The organism is Bacteroides sp. (genome assembly GCF_029057325.1).
GTDB lineage: Bacteria > Bacteroidota > Bacteroidia > Bacteroidales > Bacteroidaceae > Bacteroides.
Window position 1 is genome coordinate 12854 of sequence record NZ_JAICZW010000129.1, and the last position, 19054, is coordinate 31907.

8 protein-coding genes are annotated in these 19054 nt (G+C 47.2%); 2 read left to right on the top strand and 6 right to left on the bottom strand.

The window, feature by feature from the left end; genetic code table 11:
• Positions 1 to 15 precede the first annotated feature (15 nt).
• The gene (locus K2G43_RS07605; protein WP_297643350.1) at positions 16 to 2340 is read right to left on the bottom strand and encodes a glycoside hydrolase family 20 protein; all 2325 of its coding nucleotides are present in this window, start codon (positions 2338 to 2340) and stop codon (positions 16 to 18) included.
• 19 nt (positions 2341 to 2359) lie between these two features.
• A complete protein-coding gene (locus K2G43_RS07610; protein WP_300153895.1) occupies positions 2360 to 4924 on the bottom strand; it encodes a glycoside hydrolase family 2 protein in 2565 nt (854 codons plus the stop codon).
• A 179-nt stretch (positions 4925 to 5103) separates the two neighbouring features.
• On the opposite strand from K2G43_RS07610, the gene K2G43_RS07615 reads away from it, so the two are divergent.
• Positions 5104 to 7170, top strand: coding sequence for a GDSL-type esterase/lipase family protein (locus K2G43_RS07615; RefSeq protein WP_300153897.1), 2067 nt, complete (start codon positions 5104 to 5106; stop codon positions 7168 to 7170).
• Positions 7171 to 7371: 201 nt separating this feature from the next.
• Here K2G43_RS07615 and K2G43_RS07620 read toward each other — a convergent pair whose 3' ends face one another.
• From K2G43_RS07620 to K2G43_RS07635, 4 genes are all read right to left on the bottom strand, one after another.
• Positions 7372 to 9117 carry an SGNH/GDSL hydrolase family protein gene (locus tag K2G43_RS07620; protein WP_300153899.1) on the bottom strand — a complete coding sequence of 582 codons (1746 nt, stop codon included), beginning with the start codon at positions 9115 to 9117 and terminating at the stop codon, positions 7372 to 7374.
• Positions 9118 to 9129: 12 nt separating this feature from the next.
• Entirely contained in the window at positions 9130 to 11148 is a 2019-nt protein-coding gene (locus K2G43_RS07625) for a family 20 glycosylhydrolase (protein ID WP_300153901.1), read from the bottom strand.
• Positions 11149 to 11905: 757 nt separating this feature from the next.
• The gene (locus tag K2G43_RS07630; protein ID WP_300153903.1) at positions 11906 to 13504 is read right to left on the bottom strand and encodes a RagB/SusD family nutrient uptake outer membrane protein; all 1599 of its coding nucleotides are present in this window, start codon (positions 13502 to 13504) and stop codon (positions 11906 to 11908) included.
• A 19-nt stretch (positions 13505 to 13523) separates the two neighbouring features.
• Positions 13524 to 16889: a TonB-dependent receptor gene (locus K2G43_RS07635; protein ID WP_300153905.1), complete on the bottom strand. Its 3366-nt coding sequence runs from the start codon at positions 16887 to 16889 to the stop codon at positions 13524 to 13526.
• 816 nt (positions 16890 to 17705) lie between these two features.
• Here K2G43_RS07635 and K2G43_RS07640 point away from each other — a divergent pair.
• The gene (locus K2G43_RS07640) at positions 17706 to 18824 is read left to right on the top strand and encodes an ATP-binding protein (RefSeq protein WP_300153907.1); all 1119 of its coding nucleotides are present in this window, start codon (positions 17706 to 17708) and stop codon (positions 18822 to 18824) included.
• Positions 18825 to 19054: the final 230 nt, after the last annotated feature.

The window sequence follows — 19054 nt, forward strand, 5'->3', positions numbered from 1 at the left end:
TTGAGACTGTTGTTTTTATTCGATTACGATTTCATCGACAAACAAGAAACCGAAATTACCTTTACCACCGTGCCAGGCAGGAATGGAGTGTTCCGACGGAGCCAGCACACGTACATAGCGGGTGGTAACCGGATCGAAAGTCTGCTTATGCTCATACAATCCGTTGCGGTCGGTTTCCGCCATTGCCGGATACTCTTCCGAGAATACTTGTGTAAACTTATCGCCATCCTCCGATACCTCGATAGTAACGCCGCGTACATCAAAAATCCAGTCACCTTTCTCCACGCAAGTAGAGAAAGAGACGCTTGAAATCTCTGTAGGCTGCTGCAGGTCGATAGTCACATCCATGTCGTTCCGATAGAATGCAATCCAACGACCGGTCTTATAATTACCGTTACCTTTCAAACCATCGTTCAGCGTAGAGACACCATTGAACTCATATTGTTTGTTCACCGGCTGATTGGCCACGATAGGTTTGCAAGTGGATTTGCTGAAATTGATTTTTTCAGTGAATACACGGCTGTTGCCTTCCGGACGTACCGCCATTGCCTTGAGTGTACAATTTTCCTTTATGGAGAGCACTTCTTCCGCTACGGGAGAAGCGGCAGTAGGTTCCGCACCATCCAATGTGTAGTGAATGGGGGCATTATCAATGGTCTTCATACGTACATCCACAGCACCGGTCTCCGCATTTGATTGGAAATCAACCGTCACGTCAAACACATGCTTCGCATAGTTATAGCCTTCTGCCTGATAAGATTTGATGAGCTGCGGCAGACGGGCCAGGAAGTCCTGATAGTTCTTCTTTTCAGGTTGGCTCCATTGAATCTCGCAAAGAGCGGCCCAACGAGGCAGACACATGTATTGCAATTGTGCAAATGTAGGAATGTACTCGGTCCAGTGATTAGCCTGCACACCGATAATATACTTCTGTTCCTCCGGAGTGAGTGAACGGGGCATCGGCTCGTAGCTATAGACACGTTCTACCGGCAAATAACCACCGATAGCCTCCGGCTCGTTTTCCGTATCTTTGCTCTGATAATAATCAAAATAGAGATAAGTGTTCGGAGTCATAATCACATCATGGTGCTGCTTGGCGGCTTCGATACCTCCACCTTCTCCACGCCAGGACATTACGGTAGCATTCGGAGCCAAACCGCCTTCCAGCGTTTCGTCCCAACCAATCATCTGACGTCCATGCGCGTTCAGGAACTTCTCACCATGGTTGATGATGAAGCTTTGCAGATACTCTTCCTTGCTATGCTTGTCATCAGACTTAATGCCCAGCTCTTTGATACGTGCCTGACATTTGGGACAAGTCTGCCATTTCACTTTCGGACATTCGTCACCACCGATATGGATATACTCAGATGGGAAGATGTCAATGATTTCAGTCAATACATCATCAATGAATGTCAGCACATCGTCGTTACCGGCACAAAGCACATTGTCGGAAACACCCCAGATAGTCCATACATCATACGGTCCACCTGTACATCCTAGATTCGGATAAGCAGCCAATGCAGCCTGCATGTGTCCGGGAAGGTCGATTTCAGGAATGACGGTGATATAGCGTTCGGCAGCGTATGCCACGATTTCCTTCGCCTGTTCCTGTGTATAGAAACCGCCGTAAGGCTTTCCGTCATATTTTCCTGTATTATGGCCAATCACCGTTTCTTTACGCTGAGAACCGATTTCAGTAAGCAACGGGTATTTCTTTATTTCGATACGCCAGCCTTGGTCATCGGTGATGTGCCAGTGCAAACGGTTCATATTGTGCAGTGCCATCATATCAATGAAGCTCTTCACCTCTTCTATCGTGAAGAAGTGGCGGCTCACATCAAAATGTGCGCCACGGTAGTCGAAACGGGGAGCATCCTTTATCTCTACACCTGCCAATACCGGTGTGCTGTTTTCCACAACAGGAATAGACTTGCGCAAGGTCTGGATTCCATAGAATACGCCTGCCTCGCTTGCGCCGGAGATAACCACGCCGTCGCCGTTCACTTTCAACTGATAACCTTCCGGTTTCTCAGCATCTGCTACCAACTGAAGAAGGATGTTTCCTTTGCCTTCGGTTCCGGCCATTGTCTGGTAAACTTTTCCGGTTGCCTTTTGCAGATATTCGGCAAGATATTCCGCATTGCGTCGCATCGCTTCATTTCCTTCCGGATAAACAATTTTCACACCACTTCCCAAGGTAAAATCACCATTGGCAGCCATTACGATTTCCTGAGGGGCAGGAATCACTTGGTAATTCGCCTCCGTCTTTTCACCAGAGCAGGAGCACAACCATCCGGTTGTGATAACCACCGCTACTGTCTTCAGTAATTTTCTCATATTCGTATAATTAATGAAATTAATAAGTTTCCCGTATATGTTTGATTGTTATTTCAGGAGTTATTCCTTTCTTTATCTCCGGAGAAGTAATCACGATTTTACGCGTCTCTCCCGGCAAAAGGTCAAAGAAGTTATCCGTAAAACGTGCGCCCTGATAAGGTATCTGCACAAATATATCTTTCGCCAATTTAGAAGCAGAGAGCGTTACCTCACAACGGCCGTCCTGCACTTTCAGCTTGCTGTTTACCGTCGTTTGAGGCAGGTTCAAATCTTTGGTCGGTAGGAAATAGTGGATATCCCGGGTTATCTCTTTCCCTTGGCGATCTTTCAGAGAGAGCAACAGATAGCACTCCTTGCGTTGCGCCTCATCCGCCCATTCGTCCAAAGCACAGCCGAACACCTTAGCGGATGTATTGGCTGCAACCGCTACTTTCGCAGACTTCTGAAGTAACTTCTTGCCCTTGAAATCCATCAACCGCATATCCAGCGTCATATCGGAAGAATCTTCCAGTTTATCGGAGAGTAAATAGACATTCAGGTTCCCGTTTTCATGAATCGGATTGATAATCAACGGAGCGAAAGCACGCTTTGCCTGATAGTGCAACGCTTTCCAGTTGCCGTAATAGTCGATACTCGACCACGACACTACCGGCCAACTGTCATTCAGCTGCCAATAGAGCGTACCCATACAATAGGGGCGGTTGCGTCGATGCGCCTCAAAACAATAGCGCATTCCCTGACCATGCAATACAAGACCCACATATACAAAATCCTCAAATTTTTCGGGGACGATGAAGTCACGTTCCATATACGTACGTATCAAAGCATTGCCTTGCGTACTCTTCTGATGGGCGGTCATCACCTCCGACTCTATCTCATAATCTTCGGGAGAAGCGAATGTGGCAATCGTCTTCATCTCCGGGAAGGATTCAAAGCCGAACTCGCTTTGGAAACGTCCAATCTCCGTATCGGACGACTCAAACGTCTTCTTACCGTACCAAATGCCCCAGTTATGGCTGTCTCCGATATTCCAGGAATCAGGACGTCCCCAGCTGGAGAAATAGGGAGAAGTATGTATATACGAGCGCCCCTCATCCCACTCCTTCACCTTGGCGGGAAGCAATCCACGGAAGAGTTTGTCATAATTGCGGTAAAACTCTTCATATACTTCAGGGGTATAGCGTGACTGCCATCCCCAATACTTCAAGCCTTCCAATATCTCGTTGTTGCCGCACCACATGGCAAGGCAGGCATGGTTGCGCAGGCGCTTGATGTTATAGTCCACCTCGTCAGACACCCGTTTCAGGAAAGTCGGATCTGCCGGATAGGTGGTACACCCGAACATGAAGTCCTGCCATATCAGAATGCCGTTTTCATCGGCAAGGTCATAGAAGCGGTTATCCTCATACGTACCTCCCCCCCATACACGAATCACGTTCATATTGGCTTCCTTAATGTCGCGGAACAAAGTAGCATAACGCTCGTCGGTCATGGTCGGAAGCAGGATATCATTGGGGATGAAATTCGCTCCTTTGGCAAACATCGGAATGCCGTTCACCTCAAAGAAATAGGATTCACCGTGCTCATCCTTCTCGTTTACCAGGCGAATGGTACGCAGACCGATGCGATGATGGTCGGAAGCGATGGTCTTTCCTTGGCAAACCACTTGCGCCGTAAAATCATACAGCGTCGGTTCACCCCATCCGTTGGGCATCCAGCGTACCGGATTCTCTACCTCTACAGGAATCTTTATTTTATTGATACCGGGATTCAGGGTGACCGTCTTCTTCTTCGTAACCGGTTCTCCGTTTTTCAGCGAATACGACACAACTACCTCGGCCTCCGTCTGTTCGGACAATATACTGTTTATTTCCAGTTCATTGGACACTTCCGCCCGTTGGTCGGTCAGCGAGAGTTGCTTCACGTGATAGTCGTCAATGGTCGCCACATCATAAAAACGCAAGTAAGCAGGACGCCAGATGCCGCTTGTCACCATGCGGATGCCCCAATCCCATCCGTAGCTGTAGGGAGCTTTCCGGGTAAAGATACTCAGTTTCTTGTCCAAATGGTCGTTGTCTGCCGGATAATCGAATCCGTTCGACGCCCATTGCGGCAATGTCTCTTTAATAGGTGAGCGGAAAAAGATGTGCAATCTGTTTTCTCCCTTATGCAGCACCTCTTTCACCGGAATAGAGTAACCAAGAAACATATTATCTGCTTTCAGCAGCAGCGCCCCGTTGAGATAAACGTTCGCGTATGTATCAAGTCCTTCAAAGACCAGCGAAGCAGCTCCTCGCGAAAGTTGCTCTTCAGTCACTGTAAAAGTGGTTTTATATTCCCAATCTTCATTTTCCACCCATTGGATTTTTTGTTCATTGGTTCCAAAAAAAGGATTGGGAAGCAATTGATGAGCCAACAGATCCTGATGTACGGTTCCCGGCACAGTGGCAGTCATCCACTTGTCCGTACCCGATTGTGAAAACATCCATCCTTGATTCAGCAAAACAATTTCAGAAGTATCATTAGCCCTGACATTCCATAGACTTAAACAAGCCATTAAAGTGTACAATAGTTTTCGTTTCATATTTTTCAATATATATTAGACATCTGATTTTGTGCAAATATACCATTTATATGGTAAAAACAACACAGATGGTTAATATATTTTTTTATTTTATCTCATATAGATATTTAAATATTTGCATTTATCCAATTGTTTTTGATAACTTTGCCCTCAAGTAATCAATTTTATTCAAACATACCATGAAGAAACTCATTCTTTATTTCTCTTTCACCTTGTTCGCCCTCTGCGTTTTAGCGCAAAAACGCACCAAAGTGGCATGTGTAGGAAACAGCATCACTTACGGCTATTTATTACCCGAACGCGAGACACAAGCCTATCCGGCACAATTGCAACAAATGTTAGGCGAGACCTACCAGATAGGCAACTTCGGCAAATCAGGAGCAACGCTACTGAATAGAGGACACCGCCCCTACATGCAACAAGAAGAGTATCGCAAAGCGATTGAATTTGCCGGTGACATTGTAGTGATTCACCTTGGAATTAATGACACCGACCCGCGCGACTGGCCCAACTATCGGGACGAATTTATCCGCGACTACCTGGCACTGATTGACAGCTTCCGCACAGCGAAACCGGATTGCAGAATTATCATTGCCAGACTGACTCCCCTCGCCGACCGCCACCCGCGTTTTGAATCGGGCACCCGCGACTGGCGAGGAGAAATACAGCAAGCCATCGAAACCGTGGCACACGTAGCCAATGTGCAACTCATCGATTTCGAGAAACCGCTCTACCCCTACCCGTACCTGCTGCACGATGCCATTCACCCCGACCCGGAAGGCGCCACCATACTGGCCAAGACCGTCTATTCCGCCATCACCGGCGACTATGGAGGTTTGCAGATGCCCATGACCTATACAGACCGGATGGTACTTCAACGCGACCGCCCCCTGCAAATCAAAGGTACGGCAAACGCCCACGCCAAAATTAAAGTCAGCATAGCCGGACAAAAAAAGAGTACCACTACCGACAGCAATGGCGAGTGGCAAGTCACCCTGTCTCCTCTGCCCGCAGGCGGTCCATATACCCTGAGTGTGACAGACGGGAAAAGCACCTTATCGTATAAAGATGTATTGGCAGGCGAAGTATGGCTCTGTTCGGGACAATCCAATATGGAATTCATGCTGAAAGCCGCCACCACGGCCGATGCCGACATACTGAAAGCAAATGATGACCAATTGCGCTTGTTCGACATGAAAGGGAGATGGCTGACCCATGCCATAGAATGGCCGACATCCGTACTCGACTCGTTGAATCACCTGCAATATTACAAAGAAGCCCGATGGGAAACCACGACTCCCGAAACCGCCCGCAACTTCTCCGCCATCGCCTACTACTTTGGGAAGATGTTGCGCGACAGCCTGCAAGTACCTGTCGGACTGATTTGCAACGCCATAGGCGGTTCGCCCACCGAAGCATGGGTAGATCGCAGCACACTGGAATACCAGTTCCCCGCCATCCTGAGACAATGGACCCGCAACGACTTTATCCAAGACTGGGTACGCGGTCGTGCCGCACTCAACATCAAGAAATCAACCTATAAAGAACAGCGCCACCCCTACGAACCTTGTTACCTCTACGAAGTCGGCATCCGGCCTTTGGAAAATTTCCCGATAAAAGGTGTCATCTGGTATCAGGGGGAATCGAATGCGCACAACTTCACAGCACACGAAAAACTATTCCATCTGCTTGTGGAAAGCTGGCGTAAGAACTGGAACGATGCACAAATGCCCTTCTATTATGTACAGCTCTCCGGCATAGACCGCCCTTCATGGCCCTGGTTCCGCAACAGCCAGCGAAAGATGATGAACGACATCTCTGCAACAGGCATGGCTGTCTCCAGCGACCACGGAGATTCGCTGGACGTACACCCTCGCAACAAAAAGCCTATCGGCGAACGATTGGGACGATGGGCATTGAACAGCACCTACGGACACAAGCAAGTAGTACCGTCAGGACCGCTGTTCCGCCAAGCAGAATTCCGCAACGGCGCAGCCTACCTGACCTTTGATTACGGAGAAGGTTTGCACAGTGCCGACGGTCAGCCTCTACGCACCTTTGAAATTGCAGAAATCGACGGATTGTTTGAGCCTGCCGTAGCCGAAGTGGAAGGAAACCGTTTGAAGGTTTACAATAAAAAAATTAAGAATCCACGCTACGTGCGCTATGGTTGGCAGCCGTTCACACATGCCAACCTGGTGAATGAGGCAGGTTTGCCAGCTTCGACTTTCCGAACGGAAGAATAAGACTCTTTCTACGAAACTATTTACAATCCTAAAATATACAAGAAGTAGATGTGTCAAAACATGCATTTCACTTTCTTTTAGGCACGGATTACACGGATTTACACGATTTTTCTTCTTGATTAATCCGTGAAATCCGTGTAATTCCGTGCCTAAAATCTATCATTATGTCGGTTCCTTTTCGTTTTGACACACCTCCATCTCTTACAAAATCCGCCCACTCAAAAAGGCTTCGGCTATTTTCTCATACCCTTTCTCGTTCGGGTGGAGTCCGTCACTGAATAAAGAGGGGTCGATGCGCCCGTCTTCCTTGACAAGGAAAGGGGCAAGGTCCACATAAACCGCACCGGTATTCAGCAATTCTTTTTGCAGCTCGCTATTTATGTGACTGATTCGCTGCTCTTGCCCTCTTCTAGGCAAGATTCCTATCACGTGCAATTTGGCGGAAGGTTGCCTTTCACGCACAGCTTTTGCCACAAACAAGATTCCCTCCACGATTTCACGATCTGTATTAAACTGCAAATTATTGGTTCCAATCGACATGAAAATATCTTCGGCCTGATAGCCATCCAGCTCTCCATGATAAATGCGCCAAAGGGCGTTTTCTATCTTGTCCCAACCGAATCCCATATTGCGCACCTTTCTTCCTGCAAACAGCCGGTCCCATGCCCGCTTGCCCCGTTGCTTGTCGGCAAGTGGCTCGCCTGCCCAATAATGGATAATCGAGTTTCCGATAAGCACTGTCTCAGGCGGCACGTCACGGTTCAGTTTCAAGACCTCCTCGTGCCTTGCCTGCCAGTCGTAAGGGTCTCTTTTTTGTTTACGGGGAACGCAAGTGGTCACTTTCCCTTGATCCTCTTTTAATATTTCCCTGATTTTTCTCGCATAGCTGTCGGCGCATTGTTGCATACCCAAATCGCTGGGATGTACTCCTTCCACCATAGCGTCCATGGACAGCCCTATTTCTTCCTTGGTCAGGTAGTGGATGTCGGGCACTTGTTGCTGCATCAAGGTGTCATACACCTCTCGCAACCTACGATTGGCAGCCTTGTAGGAAGAAGCCGTGCGGTCTGAGGTGTATTCGTTGGTATATCCGCTGTGCTCTACCAGCAAGATGGGCGCGGCATTGCGGGCACGGAGTATCTTTACTCCGGCCAGCATACGTTCTACGATCACGGCAGTATCGGCGGCAATCATGTTGGGCATGCAGTCTATCACGTAGAGCCGCGCGTCTGTCTCAGCCAACAGTTCAAAGAGTTCTTTCTCCAGCTTGCCGCTTCCTGAAAAACCTAAGTTGACAACCGGATGCTGCAAGTCTCTGCCTATGATATTTGTCCAGGCCATGCCGGGACGTGAGGCACAGGCTCCTTGGGCAATGGAAGTGCCATAGACCACCAGCGGCTTTTCTGCGGAGACAGGAATGAAGTCGATGGATGCATCCTCCTTTATCCCGATTTCAAGAAAAGAGACCGAATTATAAAGAGGCAGGAACAGGCTATATTCATACCCCTTGTCCGACCCGTCTTCATAAGTAATTCCCCTATATGTATAAACAAGGGTATCGCCTAAAGAGTATTTGGCGGCACACCAACGGCTCCGGCCATTTCGGTCTGTGGCATACAGGTCAACGCCCGAAACACCGGTAGCAGGCATGTGCGCCATGCTGCGGCTTCCGTTTACCACATACCTCACTTTAATTTCCGGTGAGTCGGAGTAGAAAGCGATGGAAAGTCCCGCACTTTGCCGGGACAGCTCCCAGACAGCTTTAGTCACTTTCTCCTTCGCCTTCAGCGGAAGGCGGGCATAGGTTCCTTGCAGCTCTTGGTGCCAGGCCCTGCCGCGAACTACCGGAAGAGGCTGTTCCAACGGATTTACCCACTTCATCTGGGCCTCCATGCATAGAGTGCCTAAAAGGAAGAGCAGGAATGATAAGATTGTTTTCTTTTTCATCGGCTTGTCTTTTTATTTCAGAAATTTCTTTTGCGGTGAATATATCAGCCCTTCTACCGCATTTTCCCCGTCGGGAGTGACGAAGACCACCGTAAACATCCATTTCACCAACCGCACTTCGGGGGTTGTGAATTTGCCGACAGGCAGTTTCAGGAACACTTTGTTCCAACCCTTATCGAGATGGACTTTCAGGGGCGGGCGTGCCACACAGTTCTCGTTGCCCAAGGCGGTTTCGTTAGACTTCACCCGGTGCGTGGCACTCCATACCGGAGGCATTATCTCCGTGCCGTTCAGCCAAATGCGGCTGCCTTTGTAGTCCCATGTGCCCTGTCGGGGCGGCAAATCCATCTCCGATCGTCCGTAATTCTGGAACTCCGCCCACAGCCCCACTTCTTGCTCTTTGGGCGAATAGACCCACGTATAGGCGTATGCGGTATGGTTTTCCTGCGGGTCTTTGTAGAAGGCGGGAACCGATTTTCCCCACACGTGGCGCAGGTAGATGCCGGCTCCGACGACCTCGCGGGTCTTGTACTCCCGACCTTCGTAGAGGTAAGTCTCTTTCAGCTCCTCTTCCGGCGGGAATGCTTTCGCCAGGTCGCCTCCATTGGGGAACGCGTCTGTGATGTTCCACTTCACGTTGGTCTGTTTCACGTAAGCAAAAGGATACCCCTTGAAGGTATGCTCTTTGTGCCAAATCATGCGTCTTTCAAAGTCGGCGAAAACCTTGAACTCTTCCGTGTCCTCGCTCGGAAGGATGGTACCGTTTTTGTCGAAATACTCCGTTCCGCCTCCCAACCAGGCACGCTCCGCCATAGCCAGCATGTTGGGATAGAAGTTGTTCTCCAATATGATGTTGCGCTCCGGTTCCACCAGGCGGTCGTTCCAGATGGCGAGGATGGTTCCGGCCATGTCATCACTGCCTTGCTCCGTGTTGTAAATCTTGCTGTTGTACAGAGCGACGATGTCGCCGAACGTATCGAAGTGGTTCAGATAGTGGAAACGGGAGTCGATGGCGGGAATGCCCGGCTGCGCCTTTCCCCGGTAACTCCACAGATGGGTCATGTCTATCTCGCCCGGCTTGTAGTGCCAACCCGGATTCCAGGAAATTACCTTCTTGCCTTTGGAGCGGACAAAGGCCACCATCTCGGGCACGAAGTCCTTGTTGGTAAACTTCACCTCATCGGTGCCAATGTGCAGATAGGGCACATCAAACGTTTCGCACACCTCTTCCACCAGTAGCTTCAATATCTTCATGCCTTCAGGGCTTTGCATGTCGTGCCTGAAAGTGCGTATGAAGGCGGCGCTATGTCCCGGCATGTCAATTTCCGGAATCAGCGTCATTCCATGTTTTTTGCAAAAGTCCACCAGTTCGCGGGCTTCTTCCAGGGTGTAGTATTTGCCCGGCATGCGCGTGGTGTTCACGCTGTCGTTCAGCATCGGAAAGATTTTACTTTCCAGCCGCCACGATTGGTTTTCCGTCAGATGGAAGTGGAAGACATTGATTTTGAATCGAGAAAGCACCTCAATCTCCCGCTTCAGTTCCTCCACCGAGATGTAGCTGCGTCCCACGTCCTGCAGGAAACCGCGCACACGGAAGGCGGGCCAGTCGGTGATGGCGCACCCTTCAAAATGCAGTTTCTTTGCCCCGTCGCGTTGCAATTGCGCCAGTGTCTGCATGGCCCAATACACCCCTTGCTCGGTGGTCGCTTCCACGGTGATTTTCTTCGGTGCCACGGTCAACCGGTAAGCCTCCGCCTGATTCTGTACGGCCTCTTCAATAGAAGGGACCAGCTTTACTTCTATAAGTGCATTGGCACGCTCATTGACCTTGCCACCCCGCTCCGTCACAAAGTCTTCCCATTCGCCTTGCAGTACGGGAGTCGAAATTTTTACCGTTTCCGAATGAAAACTTTTCGCGGAGCGCGTAAACTTTTGCGGCCGGGGCAACAGGTGGCAGTCATCTGCCTGTACGACCGGCGAAACAGCCAGGCAGCATAGCAGGCTGAACAAGAAATGCAGTACATGTTTCATAATCTGAGATAAAGGATAATATATGATTTTTGGTTTCAAAAATAATCAAAATACACAGATTCTACAAAGAAACGGAAAACTTTTTCGTATTGTTTTCAGCATGCATTTCGTTCATTTTATGTGTGCAATCCGGTTCCGTTCGTTCATTTTTTGTGTTTTTTGCAGCATGTTTCATTCATTAAATGTGAGTAAGCGGTTGAATGATGGATAGACTTGCTATAAATGAATTGGTTAAGTGGAAATTTGATGATTATCCCCGACACGATTCTTTGTACTTTTCTTTATTATGTGTATTTTTACCGATGATAGAAATCTCGATTATGTGTAAAATAGGGCATCACTAAATTCTCGATTATGTGTAAATGTATGTAGGGTCTGCCCTCCACCGCATACGTGCTTCACGATAAGGATGTGAAAGAAAAGGACGGCATCTTGTATCTTCCGTTGTACATGACGCCATTGCTGTGACGGTTCTCGTCAACACGCCATACTTCATCGACTCTTTTAACTTTGGCATTGTTTGGCAACAACTTGAATCAGTCACATTTACCTCAAGAACAACCTTTATAAAAAGGAATGCCTTGTGGGGTTAAGTTAAAAATAATTCTCTTGTCATCCAGACTTTTACTATAACAAAAGCAATTAGTTGTAAAAATAGCATTTCTCCCCACAAACAGCTTATATAAAAAGTAAAGAGCCATATCACCACTCCGCACCGGAGTTTGATATGGCTCTTTTGTGTCATCTTAGTATAGACTTAATCAGTATTTTTGGTTGGATAATTAATTGTTTGTTTCAGCAACGGGTCGTAAGTCATCAACGAACGTTCAATGGGCCATAACACCTTGTAAGATTCTGTGGCATAATCCAACACGGCTTCCGGCTCCATGTCATCGTTGGCATAGGCTGCACTGGCAGAGAATACCAGAGGTCTCTTTGAAGCATCTTGCAAACGAAGCAGGTCGAACCAGCGCTTTCCTTCGCCGACAAACTCTTTGTCGCGCTCCTTTAGAATAGCCAATTCATTTTCCGCAAAGCTCTTGTCTTGATAAGCCACATTGCTGTCATAGTTTTCACCATAAGCACGTTGGCGAATCTGGTTGATGTAAGCGGCGCACGTACCGGTCAGTCCATTTTCAATTTCCGCCATCATCAATACTGCATCGGCATAACGGTAGAGGATGATATCCGGGTCAAAATAGTGCGTAGCATCTACATTCTGTCCAAAGAATTTCAGCATGTTGCAACCGAACAATCCGTCCGATTTCCGATAATACTCGAAGAATGTTCCGGCACGGCGGGAGTCGGCTTTGTCGAATGACTTAACGAGTGATTCTTTATACTCCTGGTTCAGCAGTCCTTCACCAAACAAATTCAGCTCATCGCCCAAATCGTTTCCGTCTTCATCCATCATGGCATTTCCGTTAAAGTTCAGGTAGTAGAAATAGCGGCGGAACCAGTCTTTGTCAACCTTTTCGTCCTTGTCGAAGTAGAGTGCCAGAATCACCTCATTATTGCGCAACTTTCCGCTATGTTGGAACAGGTTGGCAAAATCTGAAGAAAGCGTATAACCCGTCAGTTCGCCCAATGCGGATTTAGCGGTCTGCAAATCGGCAGTACCGGTAGCCGTATGCGGTTCCTTGCTGTCATCGGTTGTCACTTTGGCTGCCCACAAGTAAACTTCCGCTTTCAGCATCAGCGTAGCGTCTTTGGACCAATAATAGTAGTTAGGACGTTGCTTGGAAGTTTGCTTAAAGTTGTTGTACGATGTCTCCACATCCTTTTTGATTTGCTCCATCGTGGCTTTTGCCGTAGCTCTTTCCAGATACAGGTCAGGAGCGTTGACGCTTCCCGATGACACTTTCACTTCCAGTTCCAAAGGCACGCCTCCATAACTTCTATAAAGCCAGAAATAGTAATAAGCGCGCAAACCGTAAGCTATTCCCTTATAATAACTACGCGAATTGTCGTTCAAGAAGCCACATCCGTTTTCCAGATTCTCAATCATGTGGTTCACTTGCATGATGCGTCCATAGAAACCACCCCAATTGCTTTGCAACGGAGTATCTTCCGATATCTCGTTAACAATGTAATTAGGCACAGTGCTGGCACTTCCGCAACTATTCGTACGAGTGCTCATCGTTTCACCTCGGAATTCGCCATAATACATTGTGTTTTTGTATAAAGCTTCCCGCAAATCGTTGTGCAGACCTACCATGAATCCTTCCACCTGAGATTCGTTTTGCCAATAGTTTCCGGAGCCTGCATAATCTATCGGAGCCAAGTCCAAATTGTCACATGCCTGAAAGAACAGAGGCGCTGCTATCAAACATAGCATATAGAATATTTTTTTCATATCATGTACGTATTAAGAATTAGAAACTAACATTTAAGCCAAACACGAAGGAGCGCGGGATGGAATAACCACCATAAGAATCTGCTCCATACTCCGGAGAATGCATAGTCTTGGCAGCCGTCAGATAGCCCAAGTTCTGTGCAGTCACTGAGAGTTCGCAGCTCTTCAGTCCGACTTTTGAAATCCATTTTGCCGGCATGTTATAGTTCAAAGTAATTTCACGGAATGCCAGATAATCACCTTTGTAAACAAACAAGCTGTTGTTGCTACGGCAATAGTTACGCTTACCAAACTGGTCAGCCCATACGTATGTAGGATATTTGGCATTCGGGTTCTCCGGTGTCCAGCTGTCCTTGCTCAAATCAATCGTATTGTACGTACCTTGTGCGCCACCCATAATCCACGGGGTCTTGTTATCAATTACCGTGTGTCCCAAAGCATAGTCCATACGAGTAATCAGCGACAGGTCTTTCCATCCAAGAGTCAACGTGACACCGCCGGTTACTTTAGGCAGGCTGTTACCCAACTTCACTCTGTCGTAATTGTCTATCACGCCATCGCCGTTGACATCTTTCCACTTCACGTCACCCGGCTGGATAGGCAGATAACCACCGGCACCGGTGTTCTTCTTTTCCGCATCCGACAGGGCATTCCATGCATCAGGCCCCAACAGGGTAATCTGACGACCGTTATTGTTCGGAGAAGAGATATCCCTCAAGTTTCCGGGGATTTCATCATAGCTCTTATAGATGCCTTCCGCCTTGAAGCCGTAGATGTCGCCGTAGGATTGTCCTTCCTGCTGTCCGCCTACCCAAATCAGTTCACCTGCACTGTTGTACACCTGGAACACATCTCTACGGTTGTTGGGCTGACCGTTATAGGGCAATGAGATAATTTTGTTTTTGTTCCATGACAAGTTGGCGTTGACATTGAACTTCCAGTCTTTCGTATCGACAAGACGCGCATTCAGGTCAATCTCCAAACCCCGGTTCTGCAATTCACCGTTATTGGTGGTCCAGTTTGTAACACCAGAGTGAGAGGGCAACGTAATGGATGCCAATTTGTCTTTGGTACGGCGGTTGTAGAACGTGAGGTTAGCCATGTAGCGGTTTTCCAGGAATCCCAGGTCGAGGCCGACTTCAAAAGTATGCGATTTCTCCCACTTCAATCCCGGGTTGGGCAATGTGGTCAGCAAGTTGCCGATGGCAGCCTGATACTGCTTCACTCCATAAGCGCCCTGCAAGCCATAAGCACTGATGCCCGATACGTTACCATTCAAACCGTAGCTGGCACGCAGCTTACCAAAAGAAAGCACATTCTGCAACGGTTCCATGAATTTCTCCTTGTTGAAAGCCCAACCAGCAGACACACCAGGGAAGAAGCCCCAACGATTGTCGCCCAACAGCTTGGAGTAACCATCGCGACGCATCACGATTGATATCAGATACTTGCTCATGAAGTCGTAGTTCACACGCCCGAAGAAGGACATGATGCGCTGGCGTTCGTGCCAGGAGTCAATTTCACGGCCTTCGGTCTGTGTCAGTCCCAAATCACCGAAATCGGCCGTGGGCGCTCCGTAACCATAAGCATCAAATCCAGTGCGGTAAGAATCGTAATACTCCATACCCAGCATGGCTGATACGTAGTGTTCTTCAGTCAGTTGCTTGTTATAATTCAATACAGCATTGTAGGTCTGGTCGCGATAGCGGTCTTTGGATGCATAGGCCTTGTGGGTTTTGTCAATTGTACCGATACGGGTATAAATATCCTTATTGAAATAGTCTCTGAATGTATCGAACAGATAGAGAGTTCCGCTGATTTTCAAGTCCAGTCCATCCAGAATGTCGATGATAAATGTCTGGTTCAAGTTCAGCTTGTTGCTGTTGTTGTCACGCTGGTAAGACGGAAGATTGACATCGGCAATCGTATCAGACAAGTCCCAACGCACACCATACAACCAGTCACCGTTTTCGTTTGTACCACGGAAAGTGGGCGGCAAACTCAACGCGCGGCTGAAGTAGTATTGCATATCCATCGTGTTCGTGATTCCGTCGCCATTACGTGCATCATAAATGTCGAACCATTTGGAGTCGGTAAAAGAGACCGAGCTCTTGGAGGTCAACCACGGACGAATCTTGTAATCGGCATTCAAGGTAGCCGAGAAACGTTTGTACCAGTTGCCTTTGGCATTACCTTTGGTATCGTTGTAACCCAAGTTCAGGTAGTAGTTTCCTTTATCGTTACCTCCCGTCAGGCTGACGTTGTAGTCTTGATTCAAGGCATTGTTTTCAATGTTGGTATCTTCCAAGCTGAATTCCTTGAAGATAATCTCGTCGCCATACACAGGGTCGGTCATGGTCCGCCATCCTTGCTTGAGCAGGAAAGCCAAATCGCTTGTGTACTTCATAGGACTCCATACAGCATTGCCATTCTGGTTTCCATCGGCCACACTGCCATCCGGGTTGTAATAAACGTTGCCCGTACCGTAAGGCTGTGCGGCATTCAGTGTACTCATATCGGTAGATCCGTAATACTTGCCGTCAACCTGTACGAATTGTGCGGCATTCTGCACAGCCTTGCGGAACCAATACAAATAGTCACGCGCATTCAGAAAATTGTAGTTGTTTCTAAACTGATTAATACCAATCTTGGCCTTGAACCTGATTTCGCTGAATCCTTCCTTACCCCGTTTGGTCGTCACCAGGATAACGCCATTGTTGGCACGCGCACCGTAGATAGCCGTTGCACCGGCATCCTTCATCACCTCCATGGACTCAATGTCTTCGGGGTTGATATCGGCCAAACTACTGCGCACCTGTCCGTCAACAATTACCAGCGGAGAACCCGAACCATCCAGATTAGTACCACCGCGAAGCACCATGGTAGGCACATCGTTCGGATTACCGGAAGTCTGCTGAACCCGCAAGCCAGAAACTGCACCGGACAATGCCTTGGCGGGATTCGTATGCGAACCGGTTGTCAGCACGTCCTCCTTAACCTTAGAGATGGAGTTCGTTACCTTAGAGCGAAGCTGTTTGCCACCATAAGCAGTAATCACAACCTCTTCCAGCAATTCGGAATCTTCTTCTAACGTAACGTTGAACGGTTTTCCTTTCCAAACCAGTTCCACCGTCTTGTATCCCACGAAGGAAATCTGAATGATATCACCATCCTTCACGCCGGACAGAGAGAAGTTACCGTCGATGTCGGTAATCACACCATTCGTAGTTCCCTTTACTACTACAGAGGCGCCAATGACAGGGCCAAAAGCATCATTGACCACACCCTTGCAAACACCACTTTGTTGTGTGGCACGTACCCCGCTCACATCAGGGGTTGCAGCATACGCCATCCCCGTCGGAGCTCCCAACAGGAGTAGCATCATGCTGACTGTTCTGAATCGTTTAAGCATAATAATGTAAAATTTAAGGTTTATAATAAATACCTAATTTCTCCATTCTCATATATATTAATGATAATAATGAGCGCATTATATCATAAAACACCAAGTTCCACCAGAACTTTGTCCTTTTAGAATGTCGTGCGGAGTAGTAAATGCCCGGGGGCATCCGGCACTTGAAGCGATGAGGCGTTGTCCTATTTTTTCTCTTTGTCTTTTTTATGCATTACTTTATTCCTATTAAAGTGTTACTTTATTGGCATTAAAGTACAGCTTTATCAGCGTTAAAGTTTTACTTTATACCCACTAAAGTGACACTTTAAAAAGGATAAAGAATAAATAAAGTGCGATATATCTGATTTACAATATATTATATAGTATAAATATTAACTATCGTATGCCATCACTCTACATATCGGATGCTCCTCTTTTTTTGATTTTATCCGTGAATTCTGTAGCAACTATTTACCTGGCATAACATGTATGACACATTTATTTTCAATGTAGAGGGAGGTGTGTCAAAACGAAAAGAATCGACATAATGATAGATTTAGGCACGGCATTACACGGATTTCACGGATTAATAAAGAAGAAAAACGTGTAATCCGTGCCTAAAAGAAAGTGAAATGCATGTTTTGACACATCTGCGGAATGGCGGCAGACAGCATGTGAGTGGGCGGCTGCACCAAGGTACATCCCTACAAGCAGTTGAACTCCAATCGGGTAAATGGTTGAACAATTCCGATTCCGGACCTAAAATCACAACTCAAGTTTCGCAAGTTCTTGAACTTGCTTTCGTTTATGCAAGATTATAACATACAGCGTATCATTCTTGCGATTGGGGCCATTACGGAGCAAAGTATAGAAGCCGGAAAGACATTGATTATTCTTGATGAAATTCAAGAGGCACCACGCGGGTTGTCGGTCTTAAAATATTTTTGCGAAAAAGCCCCCCAATATCATGTAGCAGTTGCAGGCTCATTATTGGGCATAGCTATGCACAAGGGTGAATCGTTTCCTGTTGGCAAAGTGGATATTCTGCACATCTATCCCATGACATTTGATGAATTTTTGTTGGCAAATGGTAAAAAGCAAATGGTTGATATTCTTCATTCCAAAGATTGGACAACGGTAAAACTTCTTAAAAGCAAATACATCAAACTGCTACGCGAATATTACTTTGTAGGGGGGATGCCCGAAGCTGTCAGAAAGTTTATTGAAACCAATGATGCCGTAAAAGTGAGAAAAATCCAAAAAGATATTCTTTATACCTATCAAAAAGACATATCGAAGCATGTACCTGTTGCGGAAGCTAACCGCATTAGTATGGTATGGCAATCTATGCCTTCACAATTAGTGAAAGAGAATAAAAAATTCATCTATGGCGTAGCAAAACCGGGAGGTAGGGCGAAAGAGTTTGAAGTTGCTATTCAATGGCTGATGGATGCTGGTTTGGTTTATAAGGCGGAAAGGGTGAGCGAGGCTAAGATGCCTTTAAAATTCTATGTGAATATATCCAATTTCAAACTTTTTCTTTTAGATTGCGGTTTATTAGGTGCTATGAGTGAGACACCCCCTGAAAAACTATTGATTGCCGAGAATGGGATGGAGGAATCAAAGGGGGCTTTCACGGAGAATTACGTAATGAGTCAATTAGTGGCTACGCACGACACTTCGGTGTTCTATTATGCCAATGATGCAAAGCTGGAGATTGACTTTTTGATTCAACACGGTAGTGAAATTGTTCCGATTGAAGCAAAGACAGAAGAGAACCTTCGTTCCAAATCACTTTCCATTTTTGTGAACTCCCATCCGGGAATGCATGGGTTGCGATTCTCCATGTCTGATTATCGAAGGCAAGATTGGATGACCAATGTCCCCCTTTATGCCTTATCTACTTATTTTAAAGACCCTGTTTAATTGGGAGCGTCATTCTTTTGAGGTTCATCCTTGATATCCTTCTGCATGCCTCCTCTCAAGGATTGCAGAATCACAAATGTTTACACGCTACATCTGCTTCCGGAAAATACCGTCACTCTCTGCTTCTTCGGGACGCGTCTTGTCAGGGTCTTATCTGCTTCGTAGTTTCTTCGGTGTTTCTTCGGACGTTCTTCGGACATTCTTCGGTCCTAGGGAGTGGAGTTTGTCCG